General features: G+C 66.9%; 26 protein-coding genes. 15 read left to right on the forward strand and 11 right to left on the reverse strand.

Annotated features, from left to right (window positions below):
• Positions 1–25: 25 nt before the first annotated feature.
• From O4H32_RS04420 to O4H32_RS04450, 7 genes are all read right to left on the reverse strand, one after another.
• Positions 26–892 (reverse strand): branched-chain amino acid ABC transporter permease, encoded by an 867-nt coding sequence (locus O4H32_RS04420; RefSeq protein ID WP_269357075.1) that lies wholly within the window; start codon positions 890–892, stop codon positions 26–28.
• 87 nt (positions 893–979) lie between these two features.
• On the reverse strand, positions 980–2,341 hold the full coding sequence (locus tag O4H32_RS04425) for a substrate-binding protein (RefSeq protein ID WP_269357077.1): 1,362 nt from the start codon (positions 2,339–2,341) through the stop codon (positions 980–982).
• A 457-nt stretch (positions 2,342–2,798) separates the two neighbouring features.
• A complete protein-coding gene (locus tag O4H32_RS04430; protein WP_269357079.1) occupies positions 2,799–3,203 on the reverse strand; it encodes an HIT family protein in 405 nt (134 codons plus the stop codon).
• 96 nt (positions 3,204–3,299) lie between these two features.
• Entirely contained in the window at positions 3,300–4,733 is a 1,434-nt protein-coding gene (locus O4H32_RS04435; protein ID WP_269357081.1) for a YdgA family protein, read from the reverse strand.
• A complete protein-coding gene (locus O4H32_RS04440) occupies positions 4,730–5,623 on the reverse strand; it encodes an NAD(P)-dependent oxidoreductase (RefSeq protein ID WP_269357083.1) in 894 nt (297 codons plus the stop codon). Before O4H32_RS04440 ends, O4H32_RS04435 begins: the two co-directional genes overlap by 4 nt.
• A 2-nt stretch (positions 5,624–5,625) precedes the next feature.
• A complete protein-coding gene (gene ispH / locus O4H32_RS04445) occupies positions 5,626–6,594 on the reverse strand; it encodes a 4-hydroxy-3-methylbut-2-enyl diphosphate reductase (RefSeq protein WP_269357541.1) in 969 nt (322 codons plus the stop codon).
• Positions 6,594–7,064, reverse strand: a complete 471-nt coding sequence (locus O4H32_RS04450) for an FKBP-type peptidyl-prolyl cis-trans isomerase (protein ID WP_269357085.1) — start codon at positions 7,062–7,064, stop codon at positions 6,594–6,596. Before O4H32_RS04450 ends, ispH begins: the two co-directional genes overlap by 1 nt.
• Positions 7,065–7,114: 50 nt before the next feature.
• Here O4H32_RS04450 and radC point away from each other — a divergent pair, with 50 nt between their 5' ends.
• The 4 genes from radC to O4H32_RS04470 all read left to right on the forward strand — a co-directional run bounded on the left by radC (position 7,115) and on the right by O4H32_RS04470 (position 11,482).
• The gene (gene radC, locus O4H32_RS04455) at positions 7,115–7,792 is read left to right on the forward strand and encodes a RadC family protein (RefSeq protein WP_269357087.1); all 678 of its coding nucleotides are present in this window, start codon (positions 7,115–7,117) and stop codon (positions 7,790–7,792) included.
• A 144-nt stretch (positions 7,793–7,936) separates the two neighbouring features.
• Positions 7,937–8,197 (forward strand): type B 50S ribosomal protein L31, encoded by a 261-nt coding sequence (locus O4H32_RS04460; protein ID WP_269357089.1) that lies wholly within the window; start codon positions 7,937–7,939, stop codon positions 8,195–8,197.
• 118 nt (positions 8,198–8,315) lie between these two features.
• Positions 8,316–10,061 carry an ArnT family glycosyltransferase gene (locus O4H32_RS04465; protein ID WP_269357543.1) on the forward strand — a complete coding sequence of 582 codons (1,746 nt, stop codon included), beginning with the start codon at positions 8,316–8,318 and terminating at the stop codon, positions 10,059–10,061.
• A 29-nt stretch (positions 10,062–10,090) separates the two neighbouring features.
• Complete coding sequence (locus O4H32_RS04470) at positions 10,091–11,482, forward strand: MATE family efflux transporter (RefSeq protein ID WP_269357091.1); 1,392 nt, start codon at positions 10,091–10,093, stop codon at positions 11,480–11,482.
• A gap of 3 nt (positions 11,483–11,485) precedes the next feature.
• Here the strand turns inward: O4H32_RS04470 and O4H32_RS04475 are convergent, their stop codons facing one another.
• The 4 genes from O4H32_RS04475 to O4H32_RS04490 all read right to left on the reverse strand — a co-directional run bounded on the left by O4H32_RS04475 (position 11,486) and on the right by O4H32_RS04490 (position 16,194).
• Positions 11,486–12,727: a quaternary amine ABC transporter ATP-binding protein gene (locus O4H32_RS04475; protein ID WP_269357093.1), complete on the reverse strand. Its 1,242-nt coding sequence runs from the start codon at positions 12,725–12,727 to the stop codon at positions 11,486–11,488.
• Between the two features lies 1 nt (position 12,728).
• On the reverse strand, positions 12,729–13,583 hold the full coding sequence (locus O4H32_RS04480) for an ABC transporter permease (protein ID WP_269357095.1): 855 nt from the start codon (positions 13,581–13,583) through the stop codon (positions 12,729–12,731).
• Positions 13,584–13,593: 10 nt separating this feature from the next.
• A complete protein-coding gene (locus O4H32_RS04485) occupies positions 13,594–14,529 on the reverse strand; it encodes an ABC transporter substrate-binding protein (protein ID WP_269357544.1) in 936 nt (311 codons plus the stop codon).
• 453 nt (positions 14,530–14,982) lie between these two features.
• Positions 14,983–16,194: a class I SAM-dependent methyltransferase gene (locus tag O4H32_RS04490; protein WP_407932619.1), complete on the reverse strand. Its 1,212-nt coding sequence runs from the start codon at positions 16,192–16,194 to the stop codon at positions 14,983–14,985.
• A gap of 184 nt (positions 16,195–16,378) precedes the next feature.
• On the opposite strand from O4H32_RS04490, the gene O4H32_RS04495 reads away from it, so the two are divergent.
• From O4H32_RS04495 to O4H32_RS04545, 11 genes are all read left to right on the forward strand, one after another.
• Positions 16,379–17,557, forward strand: a complete 1,179-nt coding sequence (locus tag O4H32_RS04495) for a multidrug effflux MFS transporter (RefSeq protein WP_269357546.1) — start codon at positions 16,379–16,381, stop codon at positions 17,555–17,557.
• A 62-nt stretch (positions 17,558–17,619) separates the two neighbouring features.
• Positions 17,620–17,856, forward strand: a complete 237-nt coding sequence (gene rpmB, locus O4H32_RS04500) for a 50S ribosomal protein L28 (protein ID WP_043681023.1) — start codon at positions 17,620–17,622, stop codon at positions 17,854–17,856.
• 23 nt (positions 17,857–17,879) lie between these two features.
• The gene (gene rpmG, locus O4H32_RS04505; RefSeq protein ID WP_003810296.1) at positions 17,880–18,047 is read left to right on the forward strand and encodes a 50S ribosomal protein L33; all 168 of its coding nucleotides are present in this window, start codon (positions 17,880–17,882) and stop codon (positions 18,045–18,047) included.
• Between the two features lie 195 nt (positions 18,048–18,242).
• Positions 18,243–20,894: a leucine--tRNA ligase gene (leuS, locus tag O4H32_RS04510; protein WP_269357125.1), complete on the forward strand. Its 2,652-nt coding sequence runs from the start codon at positions 18,243–18,245 to the stop codon at positions 20,892–20,894.
• Positions 20,895–20,899: 5 nt separating this feature from the next.
• Positions 20,900–21,517 (forward strand): LPS-assembly lipoprotein LptE, encoded by a 618-nt coding sequence (locus O4H32_RS04515; RefSeq protein WP_269357127.1) that lies wholly within the window; start codon positions 20,900–20,902, stop codon positions 21,515–21,517.
• A 19-nt stretch (positions 21,518–21,536) separates the two neighbouring features.
• A complete protein-coding gene (holA, locus tag O4H32_RS04520; protein ID WP_269357129.1) occupies positions 21,537–22,586 on the forward strand; it encodes a DNA polymerase III subunit delta in 1,050 nt (349 codons plus the stop codon).
• Positions 22,587–22,646: 60 nt separating this feature from the next.
• The gene (locus O4H32_RS04525; RefSeq protein ID WP_269357131.1) at positions 22,647–23,912 is read left to right on the forward strand and encodes a glutamate-5-semialdehyde dehydrogenase; all 1,266 of its coding nucleotides are present in this window, start codon (positions 22,647–22,649) and stop codon (positions 23,910–23,912) included.
• 28 nt (positions 23,913–23,940) lie between these two features.
• Positions 23,941–24,357 carry a CopD family protein gene (locus tag O4H32_RS04530; protein WP_269357133.1) on the forward strand — a complete coding sequence of 139 codons (417 nt, stop codon included), beginning with the start codon at positions 23,941–23,943 and terminating at the stop codon, positions 24,355–24,357.
• A gap of 6 nt (positions 24,358–24,363) precedes the next feature.
• Positions 24,364–25,968: a THUMP domain-containing protein gene (locus tag O4H32_RS04535; RefSeq protein ID WP_269357135.1), complete on the forward strand. Its 1,605-nt coding sequence runs from the start codon at positions 24,364–24,366 to the stop codon at positions 25,966–25,968.
• A 127-nt stretch (positions 25,969–26,095) separates the two neighbouring features.
• Complete coding sequence (locus O4H32_RS04540; protein WP_269357137.1) at positions 26,096–26,284, forward strand: hypothetical protein; 189 nt, start codon at positions 26,096–26,098, stop codon at positions 26,282–26,284.
• A gap of 188 nt (positions 26,285–26,472) precedes the next feature.
• Positions 26,473–26,991, forward strand: coding sequence for an RDD family protein (locus tag O4H32_RS04545; RefSeq protein ID WP_269357548.1), 519 nt, complete (start codon positions 26,473–26,475; stop codon positions 26,989–26,991).
• Positions 26,992–26,998: the final 7 nt, after the last annotated feature.

A 26,998-nucleotide genomic window follows, 5' to 3' on the forward strand; every position in this document is an offset into this window, starting at 1 on the left:
GTCGCCGTTGTCGATTGAGCCGAGTTCATTCCCGTCCCTCCTGTCCCATGAGGCCCTGCGGGCGGAAGATCAGCACCAGCGCCATGGCGATGAAAAGCATGACGTCGGAGTACTGCGGATTGATCATGGCGGTCAGGCTGAGGATTTCACCAGCGATGATGCCGCCGATGATCGCCCCCGGGAACGACCCCACCCCGCCGATCACCACCACCACGAAGGACTCGACCAGATAGCGGAATCCCATGTCCGGCGTCAATGCGACGATGGGCGAATTGATCACCCCGGCAAACCCGGCGGCCATGGCACCGATGCCGAAGACGATCAGGAAGGTGCGTTTGACGTTGATGCCCAGTGCGTTGACCATCTGGGCGTCTTCGATGCCGGCGCGCACGATGAGGCCCAGACTGGTGCGGTAAAGCACGAAATACAGCAACAGCAGCGTGACCGCCGCGATGCCCAGGGTTTCCAGGCGGTACAGCGGGTAGATCAGGGTGCCCAGGCGGGCGATCCCCTGCCCCCACTCGGGCGGCGTGACCGACAGGCTGACACCGCCGTACAGGCCGCGCACGATTTCCACCAGAATGATGCTGATGCCGAAAGTGACCAGGATCTGGTCCTCCGGCGGCCGGCTGTAGTATTTGCGCATCAGGCCGCGTTCCATGATCAGCCCGCACGCCAGCGCGACGGCCGATCCCCCGGCGACCGCCAGCACGAAAGAATCCGTCAGTCCATAGACCGTATATCCCGCATAACCCCCGACGACGAACAGGGCGCCGTGAGCGAAATTGATGACACCGAGCGTGCCGTAGATGATCGTCAGGCCGGTACTGATGAGCGCCAGCAACAGGCCGGTGGCCAGCCCGTTGAATAGCTGCGAAAGAAACAAAGACATGCTCGGCATCGAGTTGCCTCCTGTGAGAGTCCCGGAACACGTTTCCGGCCATCCCCCGACAGCGGGGAAATGGCCGGAAACCCGTGTTTAGACGTAATCGCCCATCTTGCAGCCCAGCAGGCCGACCGGCGGCAGCACAGCCTTGCCGCTGACGACCTGGACGACCTCGAAGAAGTCTTCCGGGTTCTTCATGTCGGCGGGTTTCTTGCCGCGCAGGATCGGGAAGTCGACGATGCCCTGATGGTCCTCGGCGCGGAACGTGACCTTGCCCACCGGGCTGTCGCGCATTTCACCGGCTTCCAGGGCCTTGACGACGTCGACCGGGTAGAAACTCTTGGCGCGTTCCACCGCGTCGGCCCACAAGACCAGGGCCAGGTAGGCGTACATGGCCGAATCCCGCGGTTTGCTGCCGAATTTCTTTTCGTAAGCCGCGACGAAGTCCTTGGCGACGGGGTTCTTGTCCTCCATGGTCCACCAGAAGCCCTGGGCGGCGTAGACGCCTTGCATGATCTCGGCGCCCACTTCCTTTTCCAGGTAGGCGGACATGTAGGGGATCACGATCTTCATCTTGTCGAGCAGGCCGAACTGCTTGGCCTGCTTGATGGCGTTTGCGGCGTCCGCGCCATAGGCCACGACGACCAGCACGTCGGCGTCGGTGTTGGCGATGTTGATCAGGTAGGAGCTGTAGTCCTTGGCGCCCAGCGGGTGAACCTGATTGGTGATCGTCTTCCAGCCCTCTTTCTCGGTGAACTCCTTCATCGACTGGGTGGTGGTGTGACCGTAGGTATAGTCGGGCGTCAGATAGGCGGCCTTGCGGTTCTTGCCGAGTTCCTTGGCGACCACCGGGGCGATGGCCTTGCAGGCCATGTAGGCGAAATAGCACAGGCGGAAGCCGTAGCGCTGGCAGTCCACGCCGGTCGTCTCGTTGGAACCCGAAATGGCCGTGAAGTACGGAGTGTGCTCGCGGTTGCAGACCTTCTGCAGGGCGATGGCCACCGCGCTGCTGGTGCTGCCGGCGATCATCATGGCCTTGTCGTCATGGATGAAGCGGGTCGCCGCCTGCACGCCGGTATTGGGCTTGGTTTCGGCGTCGGCGGAGCCAAGCACCAGTTTCTTGCCCAGGATGCCCTTCTTGATGAGCGGGGAGATCTTCTGGACCTGCGGCGCCCCGGCGTTGATCTGCTCGGCGGCAAGCTCATAGCCGTTCTTCTGCTCGGCGCCCTGGGCCGAGTACGGACCGGTCAGGTCGACGGTCAGGCCGACGAACACGGAGTCGCCTTCGGCGCCGGCGGGCCAGGCCCCCAGGGGCTTCTTGTCCGCAGCCAGCGCGACCCGTGCGGTGCCGGGCATCAACATGCCGCCGGCCACGCCCGCCGCGCCGGCCTTCAGCACGGAACGGCGCTTGACCTGCGTCTGCATGGCTTGACCCAAAGTCTTTTTGTCCTTCATTGGTTTGTCTCCTGTCGAGTGGCCCCGGGCACCGGATGCGCCCGGCTGAAACACGATAATTCCAGCAAAAACCCCGCGATTTCTTTTTATGCGGAACAGCTTTGTTTTTATCCTTGCAGTCGATTCCGGACCGGATCTTGAGTGGGCCGGATTTCTGCGTGATGCTATTAGTAAGATTCGAAGCTTACGCAAAACTTACGCTGCCGGAAGTGGCATGGACACAGCCCGGTAAAGGCGGGAACGCCCCCCGCACCCCATGAATGCAAGGACACCGCATCCCATTGATTCCTTGCGAAAATCTTCTTTAGGATTGAATGATGCAATGCAATATGATCAGGGTTATTGCTTAAGGGAAAACCGCAGTTATGGCTTACCCTTAATATTGCGCCGCACCATGAAAAACGGGACTCGAAAGTCCCGTTCATTCAAATCGAAAATATCGGATCCGAAGAAATTCTCAGTCCAGCCGGATACGCGCGGCATAGGCCCGCAGCACCTCGATGCCCGGGTCCTTGCGTGGCCAGATCAGGCCCACGCCATCATCCTCGTGCCGCGGCAGCACATGGATGTGGGCATGCGGCACGGTTTGCCAGCCAGCCGGACGGTTGGCCTGCAGCAGCGTCAGGCCTGCGGGCTGGAATGCGGCCTGGACGGCGCGCGCCACGCGGTGAGCCAGTCGCATCAGTTCGGCCGCCAGATCCTCGTCCATGTCGAGCAGGGTGGCATAGGGCTCGCAGGTCGCCACCAGCACGTGACCGGGATTCAGTTGGCCGGCGTCCATGAAGGCGAACACGCGGGCGTCGCGGTGGACGATAGCGGCCGGGATCTCGCCGGCCAGAATGCGGGTGAAGACGGTTTCCATAGGAATGCGCGCTCCGGAAAGACCCGTGGATGAGGTCGGACATGAAAGAGTCCCTGCGGACTATTTTATGCCCGATGAACCGGAGCGGCGTGAGGCTTACTGGCCGAGGCCGGTCGAATCGCCGAACCGCGCCATGAACTCGGCCGGCGACAGCGTCCGGCCATTGGCCGTGACCTGGCCGTCGGCGTAGCGGTAGTCGGCCGTGACGACGTCCCCCTGGCGTTGCGCCAGGCCCTTTCGTTCCAGCCGCCCGGCATATTGGTCGAACAGCATGCTGACCAGCGCCACGGCCATGTCGGGGCCGCCTTCGCCGCGCTGCGTCTGGCGCACGATCTGCAGCAGCATGGGCTTGGACAGGCTCAGTTGCGCGGACAGTTGCCGGATGGCGCTTTCGATGAGTCCGCCCAGGTCCTGGGACGCGTCCTCGGCCGCCGGCCGGAATTCAGCCAGTGCCTTGAGTTCGCTCGTGCCCTGGGGAGTTTCCCAGCGCAAGGCGTCGAGCGACAGGCGCGGCCCGGCCGCCAGCACGGGCACCGTCAGGGCGCGCAGGCGCCGCTGATCCTCATCCGACAGGCCCTCGTCCGGACCGGCGCCCTCGTCCATCCGCTCCAGCGCGCCGGCCAGCGCCTGCAAGGCCGGCACGTCCAGGTGCTCGACCGACAGCGTCAGCGCGATCCGCCCCAGGTCCTGGCGCTCGACCTGCAGTTGGCCCAGGTCGTAGGCCAGCCGGCTGTCCAGCAGGCTGCCCGTGCGTGCCGTGTCCGAATTCAGGGACGGACCGATGAACGCGATGGGAGGCGCGTCGGGCACATCGATCCGGACCTGTCCGAACCGTGCCTGCTGCCGCGACTGCAGATCGGACTCGCCGCTGCGGGTGGTGGCGCCTTCGAAATCCAGGCCTTCGAACCGCACCCGGACGCCGGAGTCCGCGTCGAACGCGGCCAGCCGGTCGGCATGTCCCGAAACGGCCGTCCGGCCCGCCTCGGGGTCATAATCGATTTTCACCAAGGCGCCGCCGAAATCCAGCCGGTCATCGGCCAGCCGGACCGGCTCCAGGCGCCACCGGGCGGCGACCCCGCCGTCGAATCCGATCCTGGACCGCAAGGTCCAGGGCGCCATGCCGGCCGGCAGCGCATCGAACCAGGGTTGCCACGGGCCGCCCGGCAAGGGCTCGATCAGACTCCAGGCTGCCGCGGGACGCCATTCACCTTGTCGCACGGCCGCCCAGGGCCAGGGACCATGGGCCAGGGCGTCGTGCAGACCGAGGGTCTGGTCCCGGCCTGCGTCGTCGCGAAACTGGAAACCGTAGCGGATATCCGAGGAAAACACGCCGCGCCGGTAATCCTGGATGGTCAGGACGGGATGCGGACCGGCGGACGTCCACTGGGCGGCGATTTCCTGGTTGGCCTGCGCCACCCAGGCCTCGACACGGTCCTGGGCCAGGCGCCCGGCGTACCAAGAGGCCCCCGTGTAAGCGAGGGCCAGGGCGGCCGCCAGGCCGGCGGCTGTCTTCAGGGAGCGTGCGTTCATCGGGAGTCTTCTCCATCGGTGCGTCCGGAGACGCGATCGTACAGCCGGATCAATTGAGAGGCGTCTTCCGCCCCCAGGCCCTGGCGGCTGGCCAGGCGGTAGCTTTGGCCGGCGGCGGCGGCCACGGGCATGACGGTGCCTTGAGCGCGCGCCAGCGCCGCCACGGTATCCAGGTCTTTCAGCATGGTGTCCAGGGTGGCCTGGGCGGGTCCGGGCGCCTGGGTCATGCGCGGCACGAAAATCCGCAGCAGGGTGGAATCGGCCCAGCCGCCGGCCAGGGCCTCGTCCAGGCGGGCGGCATCGACGCCGGCGTCCCGCGCCAGCGCCACCGATTCGGCAATGGCGGCGATCGTGGCGGTCACGATGGTCTGATTGCAGAGCTTGGCCACCTGACCGCAGCCCGTCGGCCCCATGTGGGTGACCCGGCTGGCGTAGGCCATCAGCAGCGGCGCGGCCCGGGCGCAGGCATCGGCCGGGCCGCCCGCCATGATGGCCAGGGTGCCGGCCGCGGCCCCGCCGGTGCCACCGGACACCGGCGCATCCAGCCAGACGGCGCCGTTGGCCCGGGCCAGCCGCTCGGAGAATTCGCGCGTTTCAGCGGGCGGGATGGAAGAATGGTCGATCAGCAGCGCCAGCGAGCCGGCCTGCGCCAACCCGTCCGCGCCGAACACCACGTCGCGCACCGCCACCGCATCGAACAGGCACAGGGCGACCCAGGCGCACCGCTCGCCCAGTTCGCGCGGGCTCGCGCAGACCCGGGCGCCGGCCGCCTGGACATCCCGCAGCGGACCAGGAGAACGATTCCAGACGTGAACCTCGTGCCCGGCGCTCAGCAGACGACTCACCATGGGCACGCCCATGCGGCCCAGTCCGCAGAATCCGATCCGCATGATCAGTCCGCCCGCTTGCGGGACAGTTCGCGCGGCAGAGGAAAGGCGATCTGCTCGCGCACGCCGTCCAGGGGGCGCACGGAACGCGCGCCCAGTTCCTTGAGCCGGTCGATCACCTGTCGCACCAGGATCTCGGGCGCGGACGCCCCGGCCGTGACCCCGATGCGCCGGGCGTCGCGCAACCATTCGGGATCGATCATGTCGGGATGGTCCAGCAGATAAGCGGTCACGCCCTTGCGTTCGGCGACCTCGCGCAGGCGGTTGGAATTGGAGCTGTTCGGGCTGCCGACCACCAGCACCAGATCGCACTGCGGCGCCATGACGCGCACCGCGTCCTGGCGGTTCTGCGTGGCATAGCAGATATCGCTCTTCCTGGGCTCGGAAATACCGGGAAAGCGCGAGCGCAGGGCATCGGCCACCTGGGCGGCGTCGTCGATGGACAGCGTGGTCTGGGTCACGAAGGCGAGGTGATCCGGTTGCCGCACCTGGAGCGCCAGGACATCTTCGACCGATTCGACCAGATACATGCCGTCGTCGGCCTGCCCCAAAGTGCCCTCGACCTCCGGATGGCCTTTGTGGCCGATCATGATGACCTCGCGACCCTCCTTGCGCATGCGGGCGACCTCGACGTGGACCTTGGTCACCAGCGGGCAGGTGGCGTCGAAAATGCGCTGGCCGCGCCGCTGCGCCTCGTCGCGCACGGCGCGTGAAACACCGTGCGCGGAGAAGATCACGATTGCGCCCGAGGGAGCGTCCTCCAGTTCGTCGATGAAGATGGCCCCCTTGGCGCGCAGGTCATCGACCACGTAGCGGTTGTGCACGATCTCGTGACGCACGTAGATCGGCGCCCCGTGGATTTCCAGAGCGCGCTCGACGATTTCGATGGCCCGGTCCACACCGGCGCAGAAGCCGCGCGGCTGCGCCAGGACGATCTCGGCGCCCGTGTCGCCGGCTGGTGTGCGCGCGTCGATCACAGCACCCCCAAGATCTTGATCTCGACCTGCAGGTCGATGCCCGCCAGGGGGTGGTTGAAATCGAACAGGGCGGCGTCCTCCCGCAGGGTCTTGAGCACACCGGAATAGCGGCCGCCGTTGGGGGCCACGAATTCGACCATGTCGCCCGCCTCGAACTCGGTGTCCGGCGGTGCGTTGCGTGCCATCTCATCGCGTCCGACCCAGCGCAGCAGGTCCGGATTGCGTTCGCCATAGGCCTGCGCGGCCGGCAGGTCCGCCGTGAAGTGCTCGCCCTCGGGGCGGTCGAGCAACAGCGCCTCGATGCCCGGCGCCCACTGGCCGATGCCCATCTGCAGCGTGGCGGGCCGGTCCAGGAAGGTGTCGACGAAGACGGTGCCGGCTCCGGGACCGGTCAGAAGCTCGATGCGATAGTGCAGCGTGACATAAGAGTCAGGTCGGACGTGCTGCGCGGCTTGGGTTGAAGTCAAAATGCCACCGTGAAGGAATCAATGCGAATCTGATCATTTTAGGGCCTATCATGCCACACGACACCCGATCTCCCTGTTCCGAGCGCCCCCGGGAACGCTTGCTGCGTCATGGCGCCCAGGCGTTGACGTCCGCCGAACTGCTGGCGGTCCTGTTGCGCACCGGCACCCGCGGCCGCAGCGCGGTGGACATGGGGCGCCGGATGATCGAGCATTTCGGCGGACTGCGCCGCCTGCTGGCGGCGGAATCCTCGGCCTTGCTGGCCTTTCCGGGCATGGGCGCCGCCAAGACCTGCGAACTGCTGGCGGTCCAGGAACTCAGCCGCCGCGCGATCGAGGAGCCACTGCGCAACGGCCGCGCCCTGAGCCAGCCCGACCGGGTCAAGCGGTTCTGCGCCCTGCGCCTGGCGCACCTGCGGGTGGAACACTGCATCGCCCTGTTCCTGGACAGTCAGTTGCAACTGATCGAATGCATCGAAGTTGCGCGCGGCACGCTGTCGCACGCCTCGATCTACCCGCGCGAAGTCGTCAAGGCCGCGCTGGAACACCACGCCGCAGCCCTGATCCTGGCCCACAATCACCCCTCGGGCCTGGCCGAACCCAGCCCGGCCGACGTCACCCTGACGCGCCAGTTGAAGCAGGCGCTGGCCCTGGTCGATGTCCGTCTGCTGGACCACCTGATCGTCGGCGCCACCGAGGTCACATCGCTGGCGGAGAGGGGGCAGGTATGACTGGACCACCCGGACACACCGTAGTAGAATGGTGGGCTTACTTGGATACGTTGCCAGGATTTTGATGCGGATCGCCTCTTTTTTTGAGGAATCGCCGCGTCCGCCCGGCTGGCGGTCCCCCATCATCCACACACGGATTTCACCATGAAAGAAGGCATTCATCCCGAATACCGCGAGGTCGTGTTCCTCGACCTGCAGACCGGCAACAAGTTCATCTCGCGCTCCTCGCTGAATTCGCGCGAAACGACCGAGATCGACGGCAAGTCCTACCCGCTCTTCAAGTGCGACGTGACTTCGGAATCGCATCCCTTCTACACCGGCGCCCAGACCCGCATCGTCGAAACCGGCCGCGTGGAAAAATTCCGCGCCCGCTTCGCCCGCACCAGCGGCACGGTCAAGAAGTAATCGCCCCCACGCTGTTTTTCGCAGCGGGCCATCGCGCCAAAAGGCAGCCGACAGGCTGCCTTTTTCATTTAACATGGGCGCATCCATCCGCCCCCTTTTTCCTGGTGCTTCCCCGGTGCTGTCCCAAGACCTGCGATCGACGCCCGCCCGCCTGACGGCCACGGCCGCCGCCAAACTGCCCAGACCGTTCCTGCTGTGCGTGGGTCTGGTCTACATCCTGGCCGGCCTGTTCTATCGCGACCCCTGGAAAACCGACGACGTAACCGGCCTGGCGACCATGCTCACAGCCCTCTCGGGCCAGGATCACGCGTGGCTGCTGCCCCAGGTCGGCCATCTGGCCCAGGCCCAGGACGGCCCCCTCACCACTTGGGTCGGCGCCGCCTCCATCTGGGCGTTGCGTCCCTTGTTCGAACTTTTCTTCAGCCCCCTGGACGCGGCCATCATCGCCTCGCGCATGCCCAATTTGCTGTGGTTCGCCCTGCTCACGGGTTCGATCTGGTACGGCACCTATCTGCTGGGCCGGCGCACGGAAGCCCAGCCGCTGGCCCTGCCCTTCGGCGGCGAGCCCAACCCCCTCGATTACGGCCGCATGCTGGCCGACGCCGCCCTGCTGCTGATCGTGGCCACGGTCGGTATCGTCTGGCGCATGCACGAGACCTCGGAAGTCCCTGCCCTGATCGCCTGCCAGGCACTGGCTTTCTATGCCGTAGCCCGCATGCTGGACCACCCGGTGTCGGGCGCGGTCACCTTGGGCATCGCCATCGGACTGGCTTTTCTGGCACGCGGCTGGCTCGGCGGACTGCCGCTGATCCTGGCCGCGCCCATCGCCTTCCTGCCCGGCGCCGCCTTGGCGGCCGAGCGCAAATGGCTGGCCATCAGCGCCTTGATCGCCGCCGCGCTGATCCTGCTCTGGTGGATTCCCGCCCGGACTTTCGGCCCGTACTGGGCCGAAAGCTGGCTGCTCTGGTCGCGCAACGCCTTCGCCTGGCCCGGCGCGCGCGCCTGGGGCAGCATCCTGCGCGACCTGCCGTGGTTCCTCTGGCCGACCTGGCCGCTGGCCCTGCTGGCGCTGTGGCGCTGGCGCGGCTGGTTCGGCGCGCCGCACATCGGCATCCCACTGGGCTTCGCCGTCGGCGCGCTGCTGACGCTGCTGGCCAGCGCCGACCCCTTCGAGCCCGAATACGCCTCCCTGGCCGTGCCTTGCGCCGTCCTGGCGGCCTTCGCCCTGCCGACCCTGCGCCGCGGCGTGGTCAATACACTGGACTGGTTCGCGGTGATGTGCTTTTCACTGACGACCGCCACCGTTTGGCTGGGGTGGGTGGCCCTGCAGGCAGGCTGGCCCGCCCAGATCGCCGCCAACATCACCCGCCAGACCAGCGGCTTCGATCCCCACATCGCCTGGCCCGCCACGGCCTTCGCCGTCCTGGGCACCCTGGCATGGATCGCTCTGGTGCGCTGGCGCCTGCGCAGCCATCCGGCAGGACTCTGGCGCGGCACGGCGCTGTCGGCCGGCGGCCTGATCACCACTTGGCTGCTGCTGGCCACACTGTGGATGCCCGCGCTGGACTATGTGCGCAGCTACCGCGACGTCTCGGCCTCGCTGGCGGCCGCCCTGGCGCGCGATCGCCGCCCCGGCGAATGCATCCGCACCCAGGGGCTGGGCAGCGGACAGCGGGCTTCGTTCCTGGTGTTCAACGGGATCGAGTTCAGCTTCGACGGCAACTGCCCCCTGCTGCTGCAGCAGCTCAGCCCAAGCAGCCTGGAGTCGGGCGCGGCCAGGCTGGCCGACCATCCCGCGCTCTGGGAAGGCCGCCGCGAACCGGACCGCCATGAAATGTTCCGCCTGTTGCGCCTGAATCCCTAGCGCCTCCCCTCGACCAGCCCCCGCACCCCATGACCGACGCTCCGCGCGCCGCACCCTGGCGCACCATCCTGCGACAGGCCTGGCCGATCCTGGTCGGTTCCTGGGCCGGAATCGTCTTCGCCGTGCTGGACACCGCCATGGTGGGTCACGCCAGCGCCGCCGATCTCCAGGCGATGTCGCTGGGCGCATCGGTCTACATCACGGTCTTCGTCGGCCTGATGGGCGTGGTGCACGCCCTGATCCCGATCATCGCCCAGCACTTCGGCGCCGGACGCCTGCGCGAGGCCGGACGGGCCTGGGGACAGGGCATCTGGCTGGCCCTGATCCTGTCGTTCCTGGGTGGCGCCTGCCTGCTGTTCCCCGACGCCTGGCTCAGCCTGTCCGGCGACGTCGAACCTGAAGTCCGTCAACGGGTGGCGGGCTACCTGATCGCCCTGGCCCTGGCCCTGCCGTCCGCCCTGTTGTTCCGCACGATCTACGCCACTGCGACGGCTATCTCGCAAACCCGCGAAGTCATGGCGATCAACGTCGGCAGCATCGCCTTCAAGCTGCTGTTCAACGTCTGGTTCATCTTCGGCGGCCTGGGCCTGCCCGCGATGGGCGCCGTCGGCGCGGGCATCGCCACACTGGTGGTCGACTGGATGATGCTTGCGGCCGGGCTGTGGATGATCCGTCACCGGCGGGCCTTTCGCGCCCTGGCCCCGCGGCTGGAGCGCCCACGCTGGGCCGACCAGAAGGAACTGCTGCGCCTGGGGCTGCCCATGGGCGGATCCTACCTGATCGAGGTCTGCGCCTTCAGCTTCATGGCGCTGCTGATCGCCCGCGACGGCCTGTACGTCAGCGGCGCCCAGCAGATCCTGGCCAACCTGATCGCCCTGGCCTACATGCTGCCGATGTCCCTCAGCCTGGCCACCGCTTCGCTCACGGCCCAGGCCGTGGGCGCGCGCGATCCCGCGCTGGCCCGGCGCACGGGCCTGAACGGGATCGGACTGGCTGCCCTGGGCGCGCTGCTCACCGGCGTGATCCTGGTCACGGGCCGTGACGCCATCGTGCGCACCTACACGGACGAGATCCAGGTGGCCGTGATCGCCCTGGCGCTGCTGCAGATCGCGCCCTGGTTCCATTTCTGCGACGCCATGCATTGCATCGGCGCGTACATCCTGCGCGCCTACAAGATCGCCCTGGTTCCGTTGATTCTGCAGATCACCGCGCTGACCGGGCTGGGCCTGGTGGGCGGCTGGTGGCTGGGCTACGGCCCGGCGGCCGGGGCGCTCGCCCCGGTGGCGCGCCGGCTGATGCCGGGCGCCCCCGTCGGGGCCGCCACCATGTGGATCATGGCGATGTTCGGGCTGCTGTTGTCGGCCCTGCTGCTGTTCGCCTGGTATGGCCGCGTCCTGCGGCAACAGGCGCGCGACGCCTGACGATCAGACCAGCTGGCCGGATTCGGCCGCCTCTCCAGCCGCCGGCTCCGGCTCCGGCTCGTTCGACCCGGTGGTGGCGGTGGTCACCAGTTCCACCACCTTGCTGCGCGACAACACGCCGATGAACTCGCCCTGCTCGCCCGTCACCGCCAGCGGCTCGGGCGTACGCAGCAGCCGCGCCAGCACTTCGTCCAGTCCGGCCGAGGCCGGTACGGACGCCATGTCGCTGAGATGCCTGGAAATGTCGCGCGCGCCCGCCTGCGCGGCGTTCTGGGCGTCGGCCCGCATCAGCACCCCTGCCAGGCGCTTGCCGTCCAGGACCGCCGCGTAGTCATAGTCCCGTGCCGCCAGACGTTCCAGCGCGCGCGCCGGATTCGTGCGCATGGTCAGCGTCAACGGGCGCTCGTTGCAGGCATGGGACGCATTCAGGACCTTGCCCCGGTTGACGTCCTGCAGGAAGGATTCGATGTAGTCGTTGGCAGGCGACAGCAGAATATCCTCGGGCGTACCTTCCTGGATCAGTTCGCCGTCCTTCAGGATGGCGATCCGGTTGCCCAGGCGCAGCGCCTCGTCCAGGTCGTGGGTGATGAAGACGATGGTCTTGTTCAGCTTTGCCTGCAGGGCCAGCAACTGGTCCTGCATCTCATGGCGGATGAGCGGATCCAAAGCGGAAAACGCCTCGTCCATCAGCAGGATCTCGGCATCCGTGGCCAGCGCCCGGGCCAGTCCCACGCGCTGCTGCATGCCGCCGGACAGCTGATGCGGGTACTGGGCCTCGAAGCCGGACAGGCCGACCTGCTCCAGCCAGTGGCGCGCACGCTCGTCGCGTTCGGCGCGGCGCACGCCCTGGACCGCAAGCCCGTAGGCGGCGTTGTCCAGCACCGTACGGTGCGGCAACAGGCCGAAGCGCTGGAACACCATGCTCATCTTGCTCTGGCGGAAGCGCTCCAGTTCGCGCGGCTTCAGGCTGACCACATCCACCCCGTCGACCAGGATCTGTCCGGCGCTGGGCTCGATCAGCCGGTTGAAGTGCCGGATCAGCGTCGACTTGCCGGACCCCGACAGCCCCATGATCACATGGATGTGACCCTCCTCGATGGACAGGCTGATGTCGCGCAGGCCCAGGGTGTGGCCGCTGCGTTCCAGCAGGGCTTCCTTGGACAGGCCCTCGCGGGCGGCGGCCAGCCAGCGGTCCGGATGCGGGCCGAAGATCTTGTAAATGTTGCGGACTTCGATTTTGCTCATTTCAGTGCCTCCTGACCTGCCAGCGGCGACCGAAGCGCTGGGTGATGCGGTCGAAGATGATGGCGAGCACCACGATGCCCAGGCCGGCCAGCAGGCCGCGCCCGACCTGCAGCCGATTGATGCCCTGCAGGACCTCGTAGCCCAGTCCGCGCACACCGATCATGGAGGCGATCACCACCATGGCCAGCGCCATCATGGTGGTCTGGTTGATGCCCGCCATGATGTTGGGCAGCGCCAGCGGCAGTTGGACGCCGAAGAGCTGGCGGACGCGGCTGGCGCCAAAGGCGCGCGAGGCCTCCAGCACCTCGGCGTCCACCAGGCGGATGCCCAGATCGGTCAGCCGGATGACGGGCGGCACGGCGTAGATCACCGTGGCGAACAGCGCCGCCAGCTTGCCCAGATTGAACAGCATGACCACCGGGATCAGGTAGACGAAACTGGGCATGGTCTGCATGATGTCCAGGATCGGCAGCATGACGGTGCGCACCCAGCGGAAACTGGCCATGGCGATCCCCACGGGGATGCCGATGATCACCGAAAATGCCACCGCCACGATCATCAGCGACAGCGTCTGCATGGCGGCCTCCCAGAGGCCGATGGCCCCCACCAGGCACAGCAGCGCCCCCATGGCCAGGCTGAAGCGCCAGGCGCGGCTGCCCAGCCAGGCCAGCCCCATGATGACCGCCACGATCGCCCACCAGGGCGAATGCCGCAGCAGGTTGTCGGACCAGATCAGCAGATCCAGGAGCGGCTGTGTCAACGCCCGCAGCACGTCGGAATACTGCATCACCAGCCCATTGACGAAATCGTCGATGGGCCGCTGCAGGTCCCGGGCCGCAATCAGTTCAGGAAACATAGTGGCCTCCTTACAGGGCGGCCTTCACGCGCTCCGTGACGTCGGCGGGCAGCCAGGCGGTCCAGACATCCTGCTTGTTCTTCAGAAACCACATCGCCGTCGGCTGGGGCTCGGCCTCGTTCTTTTCCATGTAGGCCATGGTCTGGTTCATGACATCCAGAGGCACCTTGACCTTGGACAGGAACTGGGTCAGTTTCGGGGCGTCCTGGGTGAACTTGGTGGTGACCGCCGTGAACACCGGATTCTCGGGATAGTCGGAGGCCTGGGGCTTTTCACAATTCGGATTGGTCAGGCATTTCTGCTTGGCGGCGTCGTACGGCGGCAGTTCCAGTTTGACCAGATCCATGGAGCCCACCAGCGGGGTCGGATACCAATAATAGAAGACGATGTTTTCCTTTCGCTGGTAGGCCGCCGTCAGAGCCGCCTTCTGGGTCGCGCCGGTGCCGGGGGAGAACAGGGTGAAGGTATCGCCCAGGCCCAGCGCCTTGAACAGATTGGTGCTGACAACCTCGCAGCCCCAGCCTGCGGGACAACCGTAGAAGCGGCCCTTGGACGGCTCTTCAGGATCCTTGAAGGCATCCTTGAATTTCGGCAGGTCGGCGGCTTTCTTCAGTTCGGGCAGGCGCTCGGCCGTGTATTTGGGGATGAACCAGGCCTCGCCGCCCATGTAGATGTCGCCGATGCGCTTGACCTTGCCGGTGGCTTCGGCCTTGGTCCAGGGTTCCAGGGTGCTGTTCAGCCAGATCTCGCTGTTGATGTCCAGGTCGCCGCGCTGGAGCGCCGCCAGGGCCGGCAGGGTTTCCGTCGGCAGGACTTCGGAATTGCAGCCATAGCCGTGCTTGGCGATGAACCGTTCGATTTCGACCAGGACCAGATTGGATTCCCAGTTCATGCCGCCGAAGCGCACGGACCGGTCGAGCTCGCATTGCGGCGCGCCGGCCGCCATGGAGACGGACGGAACCAGGGACAGGCCCGCCAGCGTCGCCGTCAGGGCAAGACCCAGGGCGGTACGGGACAGACGATTGGAACGGGTCGCGACACGCGACGAGGAAGAAGAAATAGACATAGATGCCTCCTTTGGGTTACGGAGACGCCGGGTACGCAATGCGTGGCCGACGCCATAGCTTAGGGGAGGGTGTGCGGAAGACGACCGCGGGCCGCCAATACATACCAGCACTGCAGGCGCGAAGCGCCCTGGACGAACAGGGCCGTCAAACCAGTGACGGACGCTGCCAGAATTGACAAAAACAAACTACAGAAGAAGATCTATTTTACACGCAAGATACAAGAAAATAAACCCGATTAATGAAAACAGCCCCGGAAGGGTGCGATGAACACACGGATCGCCGGGCCGTTTGTGCCCAATTCCCGACCGATGGCCGGGGGCGGAAACGGTGTCTCAGCGAACCCGGTAAATGTAGTCGCGCCGCCAGGGATAAGCCTGTCCCTCGGGATGATCCAGCTCGTCGGAACGCCCCGTCGGCTGGGGCTGGGCGATGATCTGGTGCAAGGCGATCCAGCCGTGCTCGAAACCCATCGCGCAGCCCGCCAGGTACATGCGGTAGGCCCGCAGGGAACGCTCGCCCTGGGGCGTGTTCAGGACGGCGCGGGCCTCTTCCAGGCGGGCTTCCAGGGCGTCGCTCCAGGCCCAGAGCGTGCGCGCATAGTGAGGACGCAGGTTTTCGACGTCCAGGTCTTCCAGGCCGGCCTCGGCCAGCGTCTGCTGCACATAATGGATGTGGGACAGTTCACCGCCCGGGAAGATGAATTTCTCGATGAAATCGCCCATCCCGGCGCCCAGTTCGCTATTGTCCAGCCCGCCCGCCGTGATGCCGTGGTTCAGGATCAGGCCACCGGGGCGCACCAGCCGGCGCAGCTTGGAAAAATAACCGGTCAATTGGGCCCGCCCCACGTGCTCGAACATGCCGACCGAGGCGATCTTGTCGTAGGGCCGGGACTCGTCGAGCTTGCGGTAGTCCAGCAGTTCCATGCGCACGCGCCCGGACAAGCCCTTTTCCTGGATCAGACGGTTGACGTAGGCATGCTGGTTGTTCGACAGCGTGATGCCGGTGACGTCGACGTCGTAGTTTTCCGCCGCCCACAGCATCAGGCCGCCCCAGCCGCCGCCGACGTCCAGGAAGCGCTCGCCCGGCTTCAGGGCCAGCTTGCGGCAGATGTGGTCGAGCTTGGCCTCCTGGGCCTGGGCCAGGGTGAAGTCTGGCTCGCGGTAATAAGCGCAGGAATACACCCGGCGCGGATCCAGCCACAAGGCGTAGAAATCGTCCGACAGGTCGTAATGGAATTCGATCTGGCGCGCGTCGCGCTCGATCGAGTGGCGCCAGACGGACACCAGCCGCTTGACCAGGCTGGTGAGCCATCCGGAACGGGCCAGATCCACGGGCGACCCCGGCAGGATGCCCGCCGCCAGCCGCATCAGATCCTGCATGGAGCCGTCGAATTCGAACTTGCCTTCGACGTAGTCCTCGCCCAGGACGCCGACCTCGCCCGCCGCGAAGTGCGCCAGGACGGCCGCGTCCCGCACGCGCAGGCGGATCGAGGCGTCGGCCGCGCCCACCATGCTCCCGTCCGGCAACTCCATGGAAACCGGCATGGGCAATGAGCCAAGTTTGTTCTCGATGATGGATGCGATCGCAGTCAACTAGAGCCTCCCTCAGTCATATACAGGACCTTGCTATAGTAGAGCGCCCATCCCCGCCGCTTCAAGCATTCCCATCCGGCACCCGCCGCCGACTTTTTCTCCGCACCCCATGGCCTCCCGATTTTCCTCGCCGCCGATGCCTCCCTGGCTGATCCTGATGGGCGCCCTGGCCGCGCTCGGACCCCTGGCCATCGACATGTATCTGCCCGCCTTCGGCGCCATGGCGCTCGACCTGCGCGTCCATCCGGGCCTGATCGAACGCACGTTGGCCAGCTATCTGCTGGGCCTGGCCCTGGCCCAGCTGGCCTACGGCCCGCTGGCCGACCGCTACGGCCGCAAACCGCCGCTGCTGGCGGGCCTGACGCTGTTCTCGATCGCCTCCATCGCCTGCGCGCTGAGCCGCGACATCGACCATCTGACCCTGTGGCGCGTGATCCAGGCCTTCGGCGGCGCCGCCGGCATGGTGATCCCCCGCGCCGTGATCCGCGACCACCTCGACACCCGCGAGGCCGCGCAGGCCCTGTCCCTGCTGATGCTGGTGATGGGCGTCATGCCCATCCTGGCCCCCCTGCTGGGCGGCCAGGCCGTGACACTGGGGTCCTGGCGGACCGTGTTCTACCTGATGAGCCTGGCCGGCCTCGGCCTGTGGCTGGCCGTGGCGCTGCGCATGCGCGAGTCCCTGGACCCCGCGCGACGCTCGCCGCTGGCCGTCGGCGCCATCGCCGCCAATTTCCGCCTGCTGCTGACCCACAGGCGCTTCATGGGTTACACCTTGGCGGGAGGCTTCGGCTCGGGCGGCCTGTTCGCCTACATTTCCGGCTCGCCCCAGGTCTTCATCGCGATCTACGGCATCGATCCGCGCTGGTTCGGCCTGCTGTTCGGCCTGAACGCGGCCGCGCTGATCCTGGCCGCCCAGTTCAGCGCCCGGTTGCTGGAACGCCACCCGCCGCTGCGCCTGCTCAGACGCGCCCAGGGCATGCTGGCGCTGATGACGCTGTGCGCCCTGGCGCTGACACTGATGGACTGGATCACCTTGCCCCTGCTGATGTTGTGCCTGATGGGCTTCATGGCCAGCCAGGGCTTCGTCGGCCCGAACGCCGCCGCCCTGGCCCTGTCCGAGCAGGGGCCGCGCCTGGGCGTGGCCTCGGCCTTGATGGGCGCGCTGCAGATGTTCTGCGGCGCACTGGCCGGCTTCGCCGTCAGCGTCTGGCATACCGGCACCCCCCTGCCCCTGACGGCCGTGCTGGCGGCCTGCGCGGGCCTGTCGTGGTTTTTCAGCCGCACCGCCATGCGGTCGACTCGGCAACCTGCTTGATTTATCTAAGCATTTCAGTATAGAATCCAAGGCTTTCCCGATAGACACAAAGAGGTGAGACCATGGCACGCGTATGCCAAGTAACCGGCAAAGGCCCGATGGTGGGCAACAACGTCTCGCACGCGAACAACAAAACCAAGCGTCGTTTCCTGCCCAACCTGCAATCGCGCCGGTTCTGGGTCGAGTCCGAAAATCGCTGGGTGCGCCTGCGCGTATCCACCAAGGCCCTGCGCACCATCGACAAGAACGGCATCGACGCCGTCCTCGCCGACCTGCGTGCCCGTGGCGAACTGGCCTGATCGGCCGCGCATAGGAGCACATCATGGCTAAAGGCATCCGCGAGAAAATCAAGCTCGAGTCGACCGCCGGCACGGGTCATTTCTACACGACCACCAAGAACAAGCGCAACATGCCGGAAAAAATGCTGATCAAGAAATTTGATCCGGTCGCGCGCAAGCACGTCGACTACAAGGAAACCAAGCTGAAATAATCCGGGGCCGCCTCTCCCGGACCGTCTCACCGGTTTCCAGAAAATCCCCGCCTTCGTGCGGGGATTTTTCTTTGGACGGATCCGGGCGGCACGCGGGCCGCGAGGGAGACGCAAGCCCCGCTCCGTGGGCGCATGATCCACGACCCTCTATAATGTCGGGCTGGCCCTTTTCACACCCATTTTCCAGACAGATCCATGCAGGAACGCTATCTCCCGAACCAGGTCGAAACCGAAGCCCAAGCCCATTGGCGCGCGGGCGACGTCTACCGCGTCACCGAACACGCCAGCCTCCCGGACGGCTCGCCCAAGCCCAAGTTCTACGCCTGCTCGATGCTGCCCTACCCCAGCGGCAAGCTTCACATGGGTCACGTGCGCAACTACACCATCAATGACATGATGACCCGCCAGTTGCGCATGCGCGGATACAACGTCCTCATGCCCATGGGCTGGGACGCCTTCGGCATGCCGGCCGAGAACGCCGCCATGAAATCCGGCGTGCCGCCCGCCAAATGGACCTACGACAACATCGCCTACATGAAAAAGCAGATGCAGGCGATGGGGCTGGCGATCGACTGGTCGCGCGAAATGTGCGCCTGCGATCCGTCCTACTACAAGTGGAACCAATGGCTGTTCCTGAAGATGCTCGAAAAAGGCATCGCCTACCGCAAGACCCAGACCGTCAACTGGGATCCGGTCGACCAGACCGTGCTGGCCAACGAGCAGGTCATCGACGGCCGCGGCTGGCGTTCGGGCGCGCCGGTGGAAAAGCGCGAGATCCCCGGCTACTACCTGCGCATCACCGACTATGCGGACGAACTGCTCGACACGCTGGCGGACGGACTGCCCGGCTGGCCGGAACGCGTGCGGCTCATGCAGGAAAACTGGATCGGCAAGAGCGAAGGCGTGCGCTTCGCATTCCGCCATGACATCCACGACGCGGAGGGCGCCCTGATCCAGGACGGCCTGATGCACGTCTTCACGACGCGCGCCGACACCATCATGGGCGTCACCTTCTGCGCCGTGGCGCCGGAACACCCGCTGGCCACCCATGCGGCGCGCGGCAACGCCGAGCTGGCCGCCTTCATCGAATCCTGCCGTCAGGGCGGTACGACCGAGGCCGAACTGGCCACGCGCGAAAAGGAAGGCATGCCCACCGGCCTGTCCGTCACCCATCCCCTCACCGGCGAGCCCGTCCCCGTCTGGGTCGGCAACTACGTCCTCATGAGCTATGGCGACGGCGCCGTCATGGGCGTGCCCGCCCACGACGAGCGCGACTTCGCTTTCGCACGCAAATACGGCCTGCCCATCCGCCAGGTCATCGCCGCCGCGGACAAGACCTATTCCACGGAAGCCTGGCAAGACTGGTACGGCGACAAGCAGATCGGCCGCACGGTCCAGTCCGGCAAATACGACGGCCTGACCACGGCCGACGCCATCCAGGCCGTGGCCGCCGACCTGAAGGCCCAGGGCCTGGGTGAACTGCGCACCACCTGGCGTCTGCGCGACTGGGGCATTTCCCGCCAGCGTTATTGGGGCACGCCGATTCCCATCATCCACTGCGCCGACTGCGGTCCGGTGCCGGTCCCCGAAAAGGACCTGCCCGTGGTGCTGCCCGAAGACCTGGTGCCCGACGGCACCGGCAACCCGCTGGCCAAACACGAAGGCTTCCTGTCATGCCGGTGTCCGTCCTGCGGCAAGCCGGCACGGCGCGAGACCGACACCATGGACACCTTCATCGACTCGTCCTGGTATTTCATGCGCTACACCTCGCCGGGCAACGACCAGGCGATGGTGGACGAGCGCAACGATTACTGGATGCCGATGGACCAGTACATCGGCGGCATCGAACACGCCGTGCTGCACCTGCTGTACGCGCGCTTCTGGACACGGGTGATGCGCGACCTGGGCATGGTGAAGTTCTCCGAGCCCTTCACGAAACTGCTGTGCCAGGGCATGGTGCTCAATCACATCTATTCGCGCAAGAACGAACGGGGCGGCATCGAATACTTCTGGCCCGACCAGGTGGAAAATATCACCGATGACAAAGGCGGCATCGTCGGCGCGCGCCTGAAGTCCGACGGCTCGCCCGTGGACTATGGCGGCATCGGCACCATGTCCAAGTCCAAGAACAACGGGGTCGATCCGCAATCGCTGATCGACGGCCTGGGCGCCGACACCGCGCGCCTGTTCGTCATGTTCGCCAGCCCTCCGGAACAGACCCTGGAATGGTCGGACTCTGGCGTCGAGGGCGCACACCGCTTCCTGCGCCGCCTGTGGGCTTTCTGCCATGGTCATCACGAGGGCATCCGCAACCACGCCGCAACGCCCGTCGACGGAGACACGCTGGACGAGGCCGCCGCCGGGCTGCGCCGCCAGATCCACGGCCTGCTGCGCCAGGCGGACTACGACTACCAGCGCATCCAGTACAACACCGTGGTCTCCACGGCCATGAAAATGCTCAACACGCTGGAATCGGCCGCCCAGTCGGGAGTTTCCGGACCGGCGCTGGCCGAGTCCGCTTCCATCCTGCTGCGTGTCCTGTACCCCGTAGTGCCGCACGTCACCTGGCAATTGTGGCGCGAACTGGGCCTGGCCGACGCTCTGGGCGACCTGCTGGACGCCCCCTGGCCCCAGGTGGACGAATCCGCCCTGCGCGCCGACACGGTCGAACTGGTGCTGCAGATCAACGGCAAGGTCCGCGGTCATCTCACCGTGCCCGAAGCAGCCGACAAGCCGGCCATCGAGGCACTGGCCCGCGCGCACGAGTCCGTCGGCCGTTTCCTCGAAGGCCGTGAACCCAAGCGGGTCGTGGTCGTACCGGGCCGGCTCGTCAACGTCGTCGGGTGATGTTCATGACCCCCTGCACCTTGTTCATACCGCGCCGTCTGCGCCTCGCCCTGGCCGGCCTTGCGCTGTTGGCGCTGGGCGCCTGCGGCTTCCATCTGAAAGGGGCGACGCCCCTGCCCTTCCGGGCGATCTACACCAACATCAATCTGGACTCCGAGTTCGGCGCCCGGCTGCGCCGCACCATCACCGCCAATTCGCCGGGCACCCGTTTCACCGACCGCCGCCGCGAGGCCGACGTCTATCTGCACCAGATTTCCGAGTCCCAGGACCTGCGCCAGCTTGCCCTGGACGCCGATGGCCGGGTCGAGGAATACGAACTGAACCTGGAGTTCCGGTTCGAACTGCTGGACCGCGAGGGGCATGTGCTGCTGCCCCCCACGACCCTGCTCAGCGTGCGTGAACTGCCTTACAACGACCGCATCGTCCAGGCCAAGGAAGGCGAGATCAACCGTACCTTCAAGGACATGCGCAACGGCCTGATCGACCAGATCCTGCGCCGCATGAGTTCACCGGAAGTCCGGGCCGCGTATGCCAACGCCAGCGACCGCCCCGTCGTGCCGATGCCGGACGACAAGCTGCTCGACACCTCGCCCCCGGCCGGTCCGGCCGCGATCCGGCCCTAGCGCGTGGGCAGGCCCTGACATGGCGCGCGCGTCGGCCGCGGACCGCCTGACCGAGCACTACGCCGGCGCGCAGGAACTGCCGGCCTGCACGGTCCTGTGCGGCGACGAGATCCTGCTGCTGACCGAGGCGGCCGACGCCTATCGCGCCGCCGCGGTCCGCCTGGGTTGCGTCGAACGCACCCACCTGGTGATGGACGCCCGCAGCGACTGGAGCGCGGCGCTGGCGGCTTCGCAGAATTCGTCCCTGTTCGGCGACCTGCGCCTGCTGGAAATCAGCCTGCCCACCGGCAAGCCGGGCAAACCGGGCGCAGAGACCCTGCAGAAACTGGCGACGATGGCCGGCGAAGGCCATCTGCCCGACGTGCGGCTCCTGATCCGCCTGCCGCAACTGGACCGGACCACCCAACAGGCCAAATGGGTCCAGGCCCTGAAGACCCGCGCCACCTGGACCGAGATCCCGTCCATCCCGCGCACGTCGCTGGCGGACTGGATCGCCGCCCGCCTGGAACGCCAGGGCCACACGGCGGATGCCGAGACACTGGCCTGGCTGGCCGACAAGGTCGAGGGCAACCTGCTGGCCGCCCACCAGGAACTGCAGAAGCTCGCCCTGTTGCATCCCGCCGGAGCGCTCGGTCTGGAACAGGTGCAGGCCGCCGTGCTGAACGTGGCCCGCTACAATCTCTATGATCTGCGCGATGCCATGCTGCTGGGCCAGGCCGACCGGGCGCTGACCGTACTGCGGGGCTTGCGGGCCGAGGGCGAGGCCCTGTTGCTGGTGCTCTGGGCCGTCGGCGAGGAAATCCGCATCCTGACCCGCCTGGCGCCCCATGCCCACGGCGGCCTGGACGCCGCGCTACGATCCCAACGCCTGTTCGGGGCGCGTGAAAAGCTTGCGCGCCAGGCCCTGGCCCGCGTGCCTCCGGCGGCCTGGCCGCCGGCCCTGCGCCATGCCCACGAGATCGACCGCATCATCAAGGGGATCCCGGTGGACGGCCTGCTCCAGGATCCCTGGGACGAGCTGGAGCGGCTGGTGATGCGCATCGCCACCGCGGGATCCCCCCGACGGTAAACAAAACACAGCACAATACAGGTTCGACTTGAATGCAAATCGCAGTGTGGGGACTTTGACATGAGCGACTCCGCCATCGGCTTTTCCATGCAGGCCCTGGGCCGACAGGCCCGCCAGGCGGCGCGCATCCTGCGTTCGGCCTCCGGGGCCGCCAAGGCCGCGGCCCTGCGGGCCATGGCCGACGGCCTGCGCGACCGCCGCGCGTGGCTGCAGGCGGAAAACGCACGCGATCTGCGCGCCGCCGCCGAACGCGGGCTGGACGCCCCCATGATGGACAGGCTGCGTCTGTCCGACCGGGCGCTGGACCTGATGATCGAAGGCCTGCTCCAGATCGCCGCCATGCCCGACCCCATCGGCAGTCTCAGCGAAACCACCACCCGGCCCAACGGCATGCGCGTGGCCCGCATGCGCGTGCCGCTGGGCGTGATCGGCATCATCTACGAATCCCGGCCGAACGTGACCATCGACGCCGCCGCCCTGTGCCTGAAGTCCGGCAACGCCACCATCCTGCGCGGCGGCAGCGAAGCATTCCATTCCAACCGCGCCCTGGGCGCGATCATCCAGGCAGGCCTGGAAACAGCCGGCCTGCCCCCGCACGCGGTGCAGGTCGTGGACACCACCGACCGTGCCGCCGTGGGCGAGATGATCACCCACCCGGAATGGATCGACGTCATCATTCCGCGCGGCGGCAAGAGCCTGATCGCCCGTCTGGCCGAAGAATCGCGCGTACCCCTGATCAAGCACCTGGAAGGCAACTGCCACGTCTTCGTCGACAAGGCGGCCGACCCGGACCGCGCCCTGGACATCGCCATCAATGCCAAGACCTACCGGACAGGCATCTGCGGCGCCATGGAGACCCTGCTGGTGCACGCGGACGTGGCGGACGCCTGGCTGCCGCGCGCGGGCGCCCGCTTCGCCGAACTGGGCGTCGAACTGCGCGCCTGCCCGCGCGCAGCCGCGCTGCTGCCCGGCTCGGTGCCGGCCACGGAAGCGGACTGGGCCACGGAATTCCACGCCCCCATCCTGGCCGTGCGGGTGGTGGATTCCCTGGACGCAGCCATGGATCACATCGCCCGCTACAGCTCCGAGCACACCGAATCCATCGTCACCGAGGATCTCTCCGCCGCCCAGCGCTTCCAGCGCGAAGTCGATTCCAGCTCGGTCTACGTCAACCTGCCCACCTGCTTCGCCGACGGGTACGAATACGGCCTGGGCGCGGAAATCGGCATTTCCACCAACCGCCTGCACGCCCGCGGCCCGGTCGGCCTCGAAGGCCTGACCATCCAGAAATGGGTGTTGACCGGCGAAGGGCAACTGCGAGGCTGACCCCGCCAACATAAAAAGGACCGCCATCATGCTGTGGGTCAAGGCCTTCCATATCCTGTTCGTCACGTCCTGGTTCGCCGGGCTGTTCTACCTGCCGCGCATCTACGTCAACCTGGCCCAGGCCGGGGATCCGGCCGTGCGCGCCACGCTGCTGGGCATGGCGCGGCGCCTGTACCGGTTCATGACCCCCTTGGGGGTTCTGGCGCTGGCGCTGGGGCTGTGGCTGTGGCTGGGCTACGGCATCGGCCAGGGCCAGGGATGGATGCACGCCAAGCTGTTGGCCGTGGCCGGCCTGCTGGCCTTCCACCTTGCCTGCCGGCACCACTTGCGTGCACTGACCGCCGGCACCAGCCGGCATTCCCACCGCTACTTCCGCTGGTTCAATGAAATCCCGGTCCTGCTGCTGCTGCTGGTCCTGATCCTGGTGGTCGTCAAACCCTTCTGATCGCCGATGAACGATTCCACGACACGCAAGACCCTCAGCCTGAAAAAAAAGGCCGCGCCCGTCCGCACCGGGACGGACGAAGAACCCCGCAAGCGATCGGGCGCCCGGGCGCGACAGGCCGCACTGCGGGAACACGCGCGCCAGACGCGCCCGGAAACCGAGACCGGCACAGAAACCAGGGCTGAAACCCCTCGTCCGGCTCGCGCGGACAAGCCCGGCCGGGCCACGGACACCGGCCGGACCGCCCGCCCGAAATCCGGCGCGCCGGCGCGGGATCGCGCGGACAGGCCCGGCGCCACCCGCGCTCTTCCGGACGGCCCGCGCAAACCGCGCCCCGACCGCCCGGATGCCCGGCCCGCGCGGCGACCGGCACAGGACGCGCCGGCCTTCCCGCCTCGCGCAGCGGACGCCGACGGCCCGCGCATCCAGCGCCTGCCCCGAACCCCGCGCCAACCACGCGGGTCAGAGACGTTCGAGGTCTTCGCCCCATGCCCGCACGGTCTCGAGGAAGCCCTGTCACTGGAACTGCAGGCCCTGGGCTACGAAGCCGTCCGCGCCGGCCGGGCCGGTTGCCATTTCCAGGCCGACTGGACTGGCGTGCTGCGCGCCAACCTGTATTCCCGCCTGGCGACCCGGATCCTGGTCCAGGTCGCCCAGACCGACGTTCACGACGAAGACGACATCCTGGCTCTGGCGCGCGACACGGAATGGGAGCGCTGGTTCGGACCGGAACAATCCCTGCGCGTGGACACTTCGGCCATCCGCAGTCCCATGCGCAGCCTGCAATACTGCAATCTGCGGGCCAAGGACGGCATCTGCGACCGCCTGCGCGAACGTGAGGGCGCCCGGCCCGACATCGACACGGTCCGCCCGGACGCGCGCGTCCATCTGTTTCTGGACGAGCGGCGCGCCACCCTGTACCTGGACGTCTCCGGAGAATCCCTGTTCAAGCGCGGCTGGCGGCTGGACAAAGGCGAAGCGCCGCTGCGGGAGAACCTGGCCGCCGGCCTGCTGGCGCTGTCCGACTGGCCGCCCGACGCCCCCCTGCTGGACCCTTTTTGCGGCAGCGGCACCCTGCTGATCGAGGCCGCCTGGATCGCCCTGGGCGTGCCGCCCGGCATCTGGCGCCCGTTCGGCTTCGAGCGGCTGCGCGCCCACGACGCCCGCTTGTGGCGCGACCTGAAAGAAGACGCGCGCGCGCGGATCGCCCCGCGCCTGGAGCAACCCCTGGTGGGCTGCGACATCGACGCCGGCGCCATCGCGGCGGCGCGCGCCAACGCCGAGCGCGCTCACCTGAGCCCGGACACCATCCGCTTCGAGGTCCGCGACGCGCGCGAAATGCCGCCCCCCGCCGAGGCCGGCTGGATCGTCACCAACCCCCCCTACGGGGAACGGCTGGCGGACGAAGACGCGGACCTTTGGCCGGAATGGGCGAGCTGGCTGAAGCGCCACTACGGCGGCTGGCAGCTCAACATCATCACCAGCGACCTCGACCTGCCGGGCAGAATGCGGCTGAAGGCCCGGCGGCGCCACCCCCTGCACAACGGCGCCCTCGACTGCCGCCTGTTCCAATTCGAGCTGGTGGCCGCCGGTTACCGGGACAGGGCGTAGGATTTCCGCCACGAAAACACCGGGGGCAGGCACCTGCCCCGCTCAGGGGCTTGCATAGCATCTAGGGTTTTCCCTATAATAGGGTTAACCCGAGCGAAACGCTCTTTCTCAAGCAAAGAGGCTTGCTATGAAGACCCCGCAGAACATCGACATCCGCCTGACCGACGCCCTGGAGCGCCAATTGCTGCAAGAAGCCATCGAGGCCCAGCAGGAATACGCCCTGGACCGCGCCATCAAGCGCCTGTTCCAGAAGGTCGCCGGCTTCTTCAAGACCTCCGAAGGCCGCGTGAGCCACACGGTCAGCGCCGCCCACTGACCTCCGTCAGCCGGACCCCGGGCCGCCCATCGGGCGGCCTTTGTTTTGCCGCCGGGCAGCCCCAAGGCAAAAGGCGCCCCCTTGGGGGGCAGCAAGCCGAAGGCGCAGCATGGGGGCATTTTTTGCCGCCGGGCAGCCCCAAGGCAAATTCAGCGATAATGGATGGTTTTCACATCATCCGCCGCGTCATGTCCGTTTCCGCACCGGCCGTTCCCTCCGCCCCACCCCGCCTGCGACGTTTCGCCTGCATGATGTACGAGGGTGTGCTGCTCTTTGGCGTCGTATTCCTGGCGGGCTACCTGTTCGACACGCTGACCCAGAGCCGCAGCGGCCTGATGCTGCGCCATGCCCGGCAGGCCTTCCTGTTCCTGGCCATCGGGATCTATTTCCTGGCCAGTTGGCGGCGCGGAGGCCAGACCTTGCCGATGAAGACCTGGAACATCCGCGTCACCGATCGGGGCGGACTGCCCCTGCGGGGTTCGCGCATGCTGCTGCGCTATCTACTGCTGTGGCCGCTGCCGCTGCTCGCGGCCCTGGTCATCGCCGGTCTGTCGCGCGCCACCGGCTGGGCCTCGCTGGATCTGCTGATCGTCTGCGCCCCGTTCTCGCTCTTTCTCTGGACCTGGATCGATCCCCAGGGCCAGTTCCTGCACGACCGGCTGCTGGGCACAGAACTGCGCGATCTGCGCTCCGCCCCAGCCGCCTGAACCTCCG

The sequence above is a fragment of the Castellaniella denitrificans genome (assembly GCF_027214045.1).
Taxonomy (GTDB): domain Bacteria; phylum Pseudomonadota; class Gammaproteobacteria; order Burkholderiales; family Burkholderiaceae_B; genus Castellaniella; species Castellaniella denitrificans_A.

Coding starts and splice junctions, on each gene's coding strand:
- radC (WP_269357087.1), top strand. CDS start 7,115: ATGCCACACGACACCCGATCTCCCTGTTCCGAGCGCCCCCGGGAACGC.
- O4H32_RS04535 (WP_269357135.1), top strand. CDS start 24,364: ATGAACGATTCCACGACACGCAAGACCCTCAGCCTGAAAAAAAAGGCC.
- O4H32_RS04460 (WP_269357089.1), top strand. CDS start 7,937: ATGAAAGAAGGCATTCATCCCGAATACCGCGAGGTCGTGTTCCTCGAC.
- O4H32_RS04435 (WP_269357081.1), bottom strand. CDS start 4,733: ATGAACGCACGCTCCCTGAAGACAGCCGCCGGCCTGGCGGCCGCCCTG.
- O4H32_RS04495 (WP_269357546.1), top strand. CDS start 16,379: ATGCCTCCCTGGCTGATCCTGATGGGCGCCCTGGCCGCGCTCGGACCC.
- O4H32_RS04425 (WP_269357077.1), bottom strand. CDS start 2,341: ATGAAGGACAAAAAGACTTTGGGTCAAGCCATGCAGACGCAGGTCAAG.
- O4H32_RS04440 (WP_269357083.1), bottom strand. CDS start 5,623: ATGCGGATCGGATTCTGCGGACTGGGCCGCATGGGCGTGCCCATGGTG.
- O4H32_RS04515 (WP_269357127.1), top strand. CDS start 20,900: ATGACCCCCTGCACCTTGTTCATACCGCGCCGTCTGCGCCTCGCCCTG.
- holA (WP_269357129.1), top strand. CDS start 21,537: ATGGCGCGCGCGTCGGCCGCGGACCGCCTGACCGAGCACTACGCCGGC.
- O4H32_RS04430 (WP_269357079.1), bottom strand. CDS start 3,203: ATGGAAACCGTCTTCACCCGCATTCTGGCCGGCGAGATCCCGGCCGCT.
- O4H32_RS04480 (WP_269357095.1), bottom strand. CDS start 13,583: ATGTTTCCTGAACTGATTGCGGCCCGGGACCTGCAGCGGCCCATCGAC.
- O4H32_RS04525 (WP_269357131.1), top strand. CDS start 22,647: ATGAGCGACTCCGCCATCGGCTTTTCCATGCAGGCCCTGGGCCGACAG.
- O4H32_RS04485 (WP_269357544.1), bottom strand. CDS start 14,529: ATGGCGGCCGGCGCGCCGCAATGCGAGCTCGACCGGTCCGTGCGCTTC.
- rpmG (WP_003810296.1), top strand. CDS start 17,880: ATGGCTAAAGGCATCCGCGAGAAAATCAAGCTCGAGTCGACCGCCGGC.
- rpmB (WP_043681023.1), top strand. CDS start 17,620: ATGGCACGCGTATGCCAAGTAACCGGCAAAGGCCCGATGGTGGGCAAC.
- O4H32_RS04420 (WP_269357075.1), bottom strand. CDS start 892: ATGTCTTTGTTTCTTTCGCAGCTATTCAACGGGCTGGCCACCGGCCTG.
- O4H32_RS04470 (WP_269357091.1), top strand. CDS start 10,091: ATGACCGACGCTCCGCGCGCCGCACCCTGGCGCACCATCCTGCGACAG.
- O4H32_RS04540 (WP_269357137.1), top strand. CDS start 26,096: ATGAAGACCCCGCAGAACATCGACATCCGCCTGACCGACGCCCTGGAG.
- O4H32_RS04545 (WP_269357548.1), top strand. CDS start 26,473: ATGTCCGTTTCCGCACCGGCCGTTCCCTCCGCCCCACCCCGCCTGCGA.
- O4H32_RS04490 (WP_407932619.1), bottom strand. CDS start 16,194: ATGCCGGTTTCCATGGAGTTGCCGGACGGGAGCATGGTGGGCGCGGCC.
- leuS (WP_269357125.1), top strand. CDS start 18,243: ATGCAGGAACGCTATCTCCCGAACCAGGTCGAAACCGAAGCCCAAGCC.
- O4H32_RS04475 (WP_269357093.1), bottom strand. CDS start 12,727: ATGAGCAAAATCGAAGTCCGCAACATTTACAAGATCTTCGGCCCGCAT.
- O4H32_RS04530 (WP_269357133.1), top strand. CDS start 23,941: ATGCTGTGGGTCAAGGCCTTCCATATCCTGTTCGTCACGTCCTGGTTC.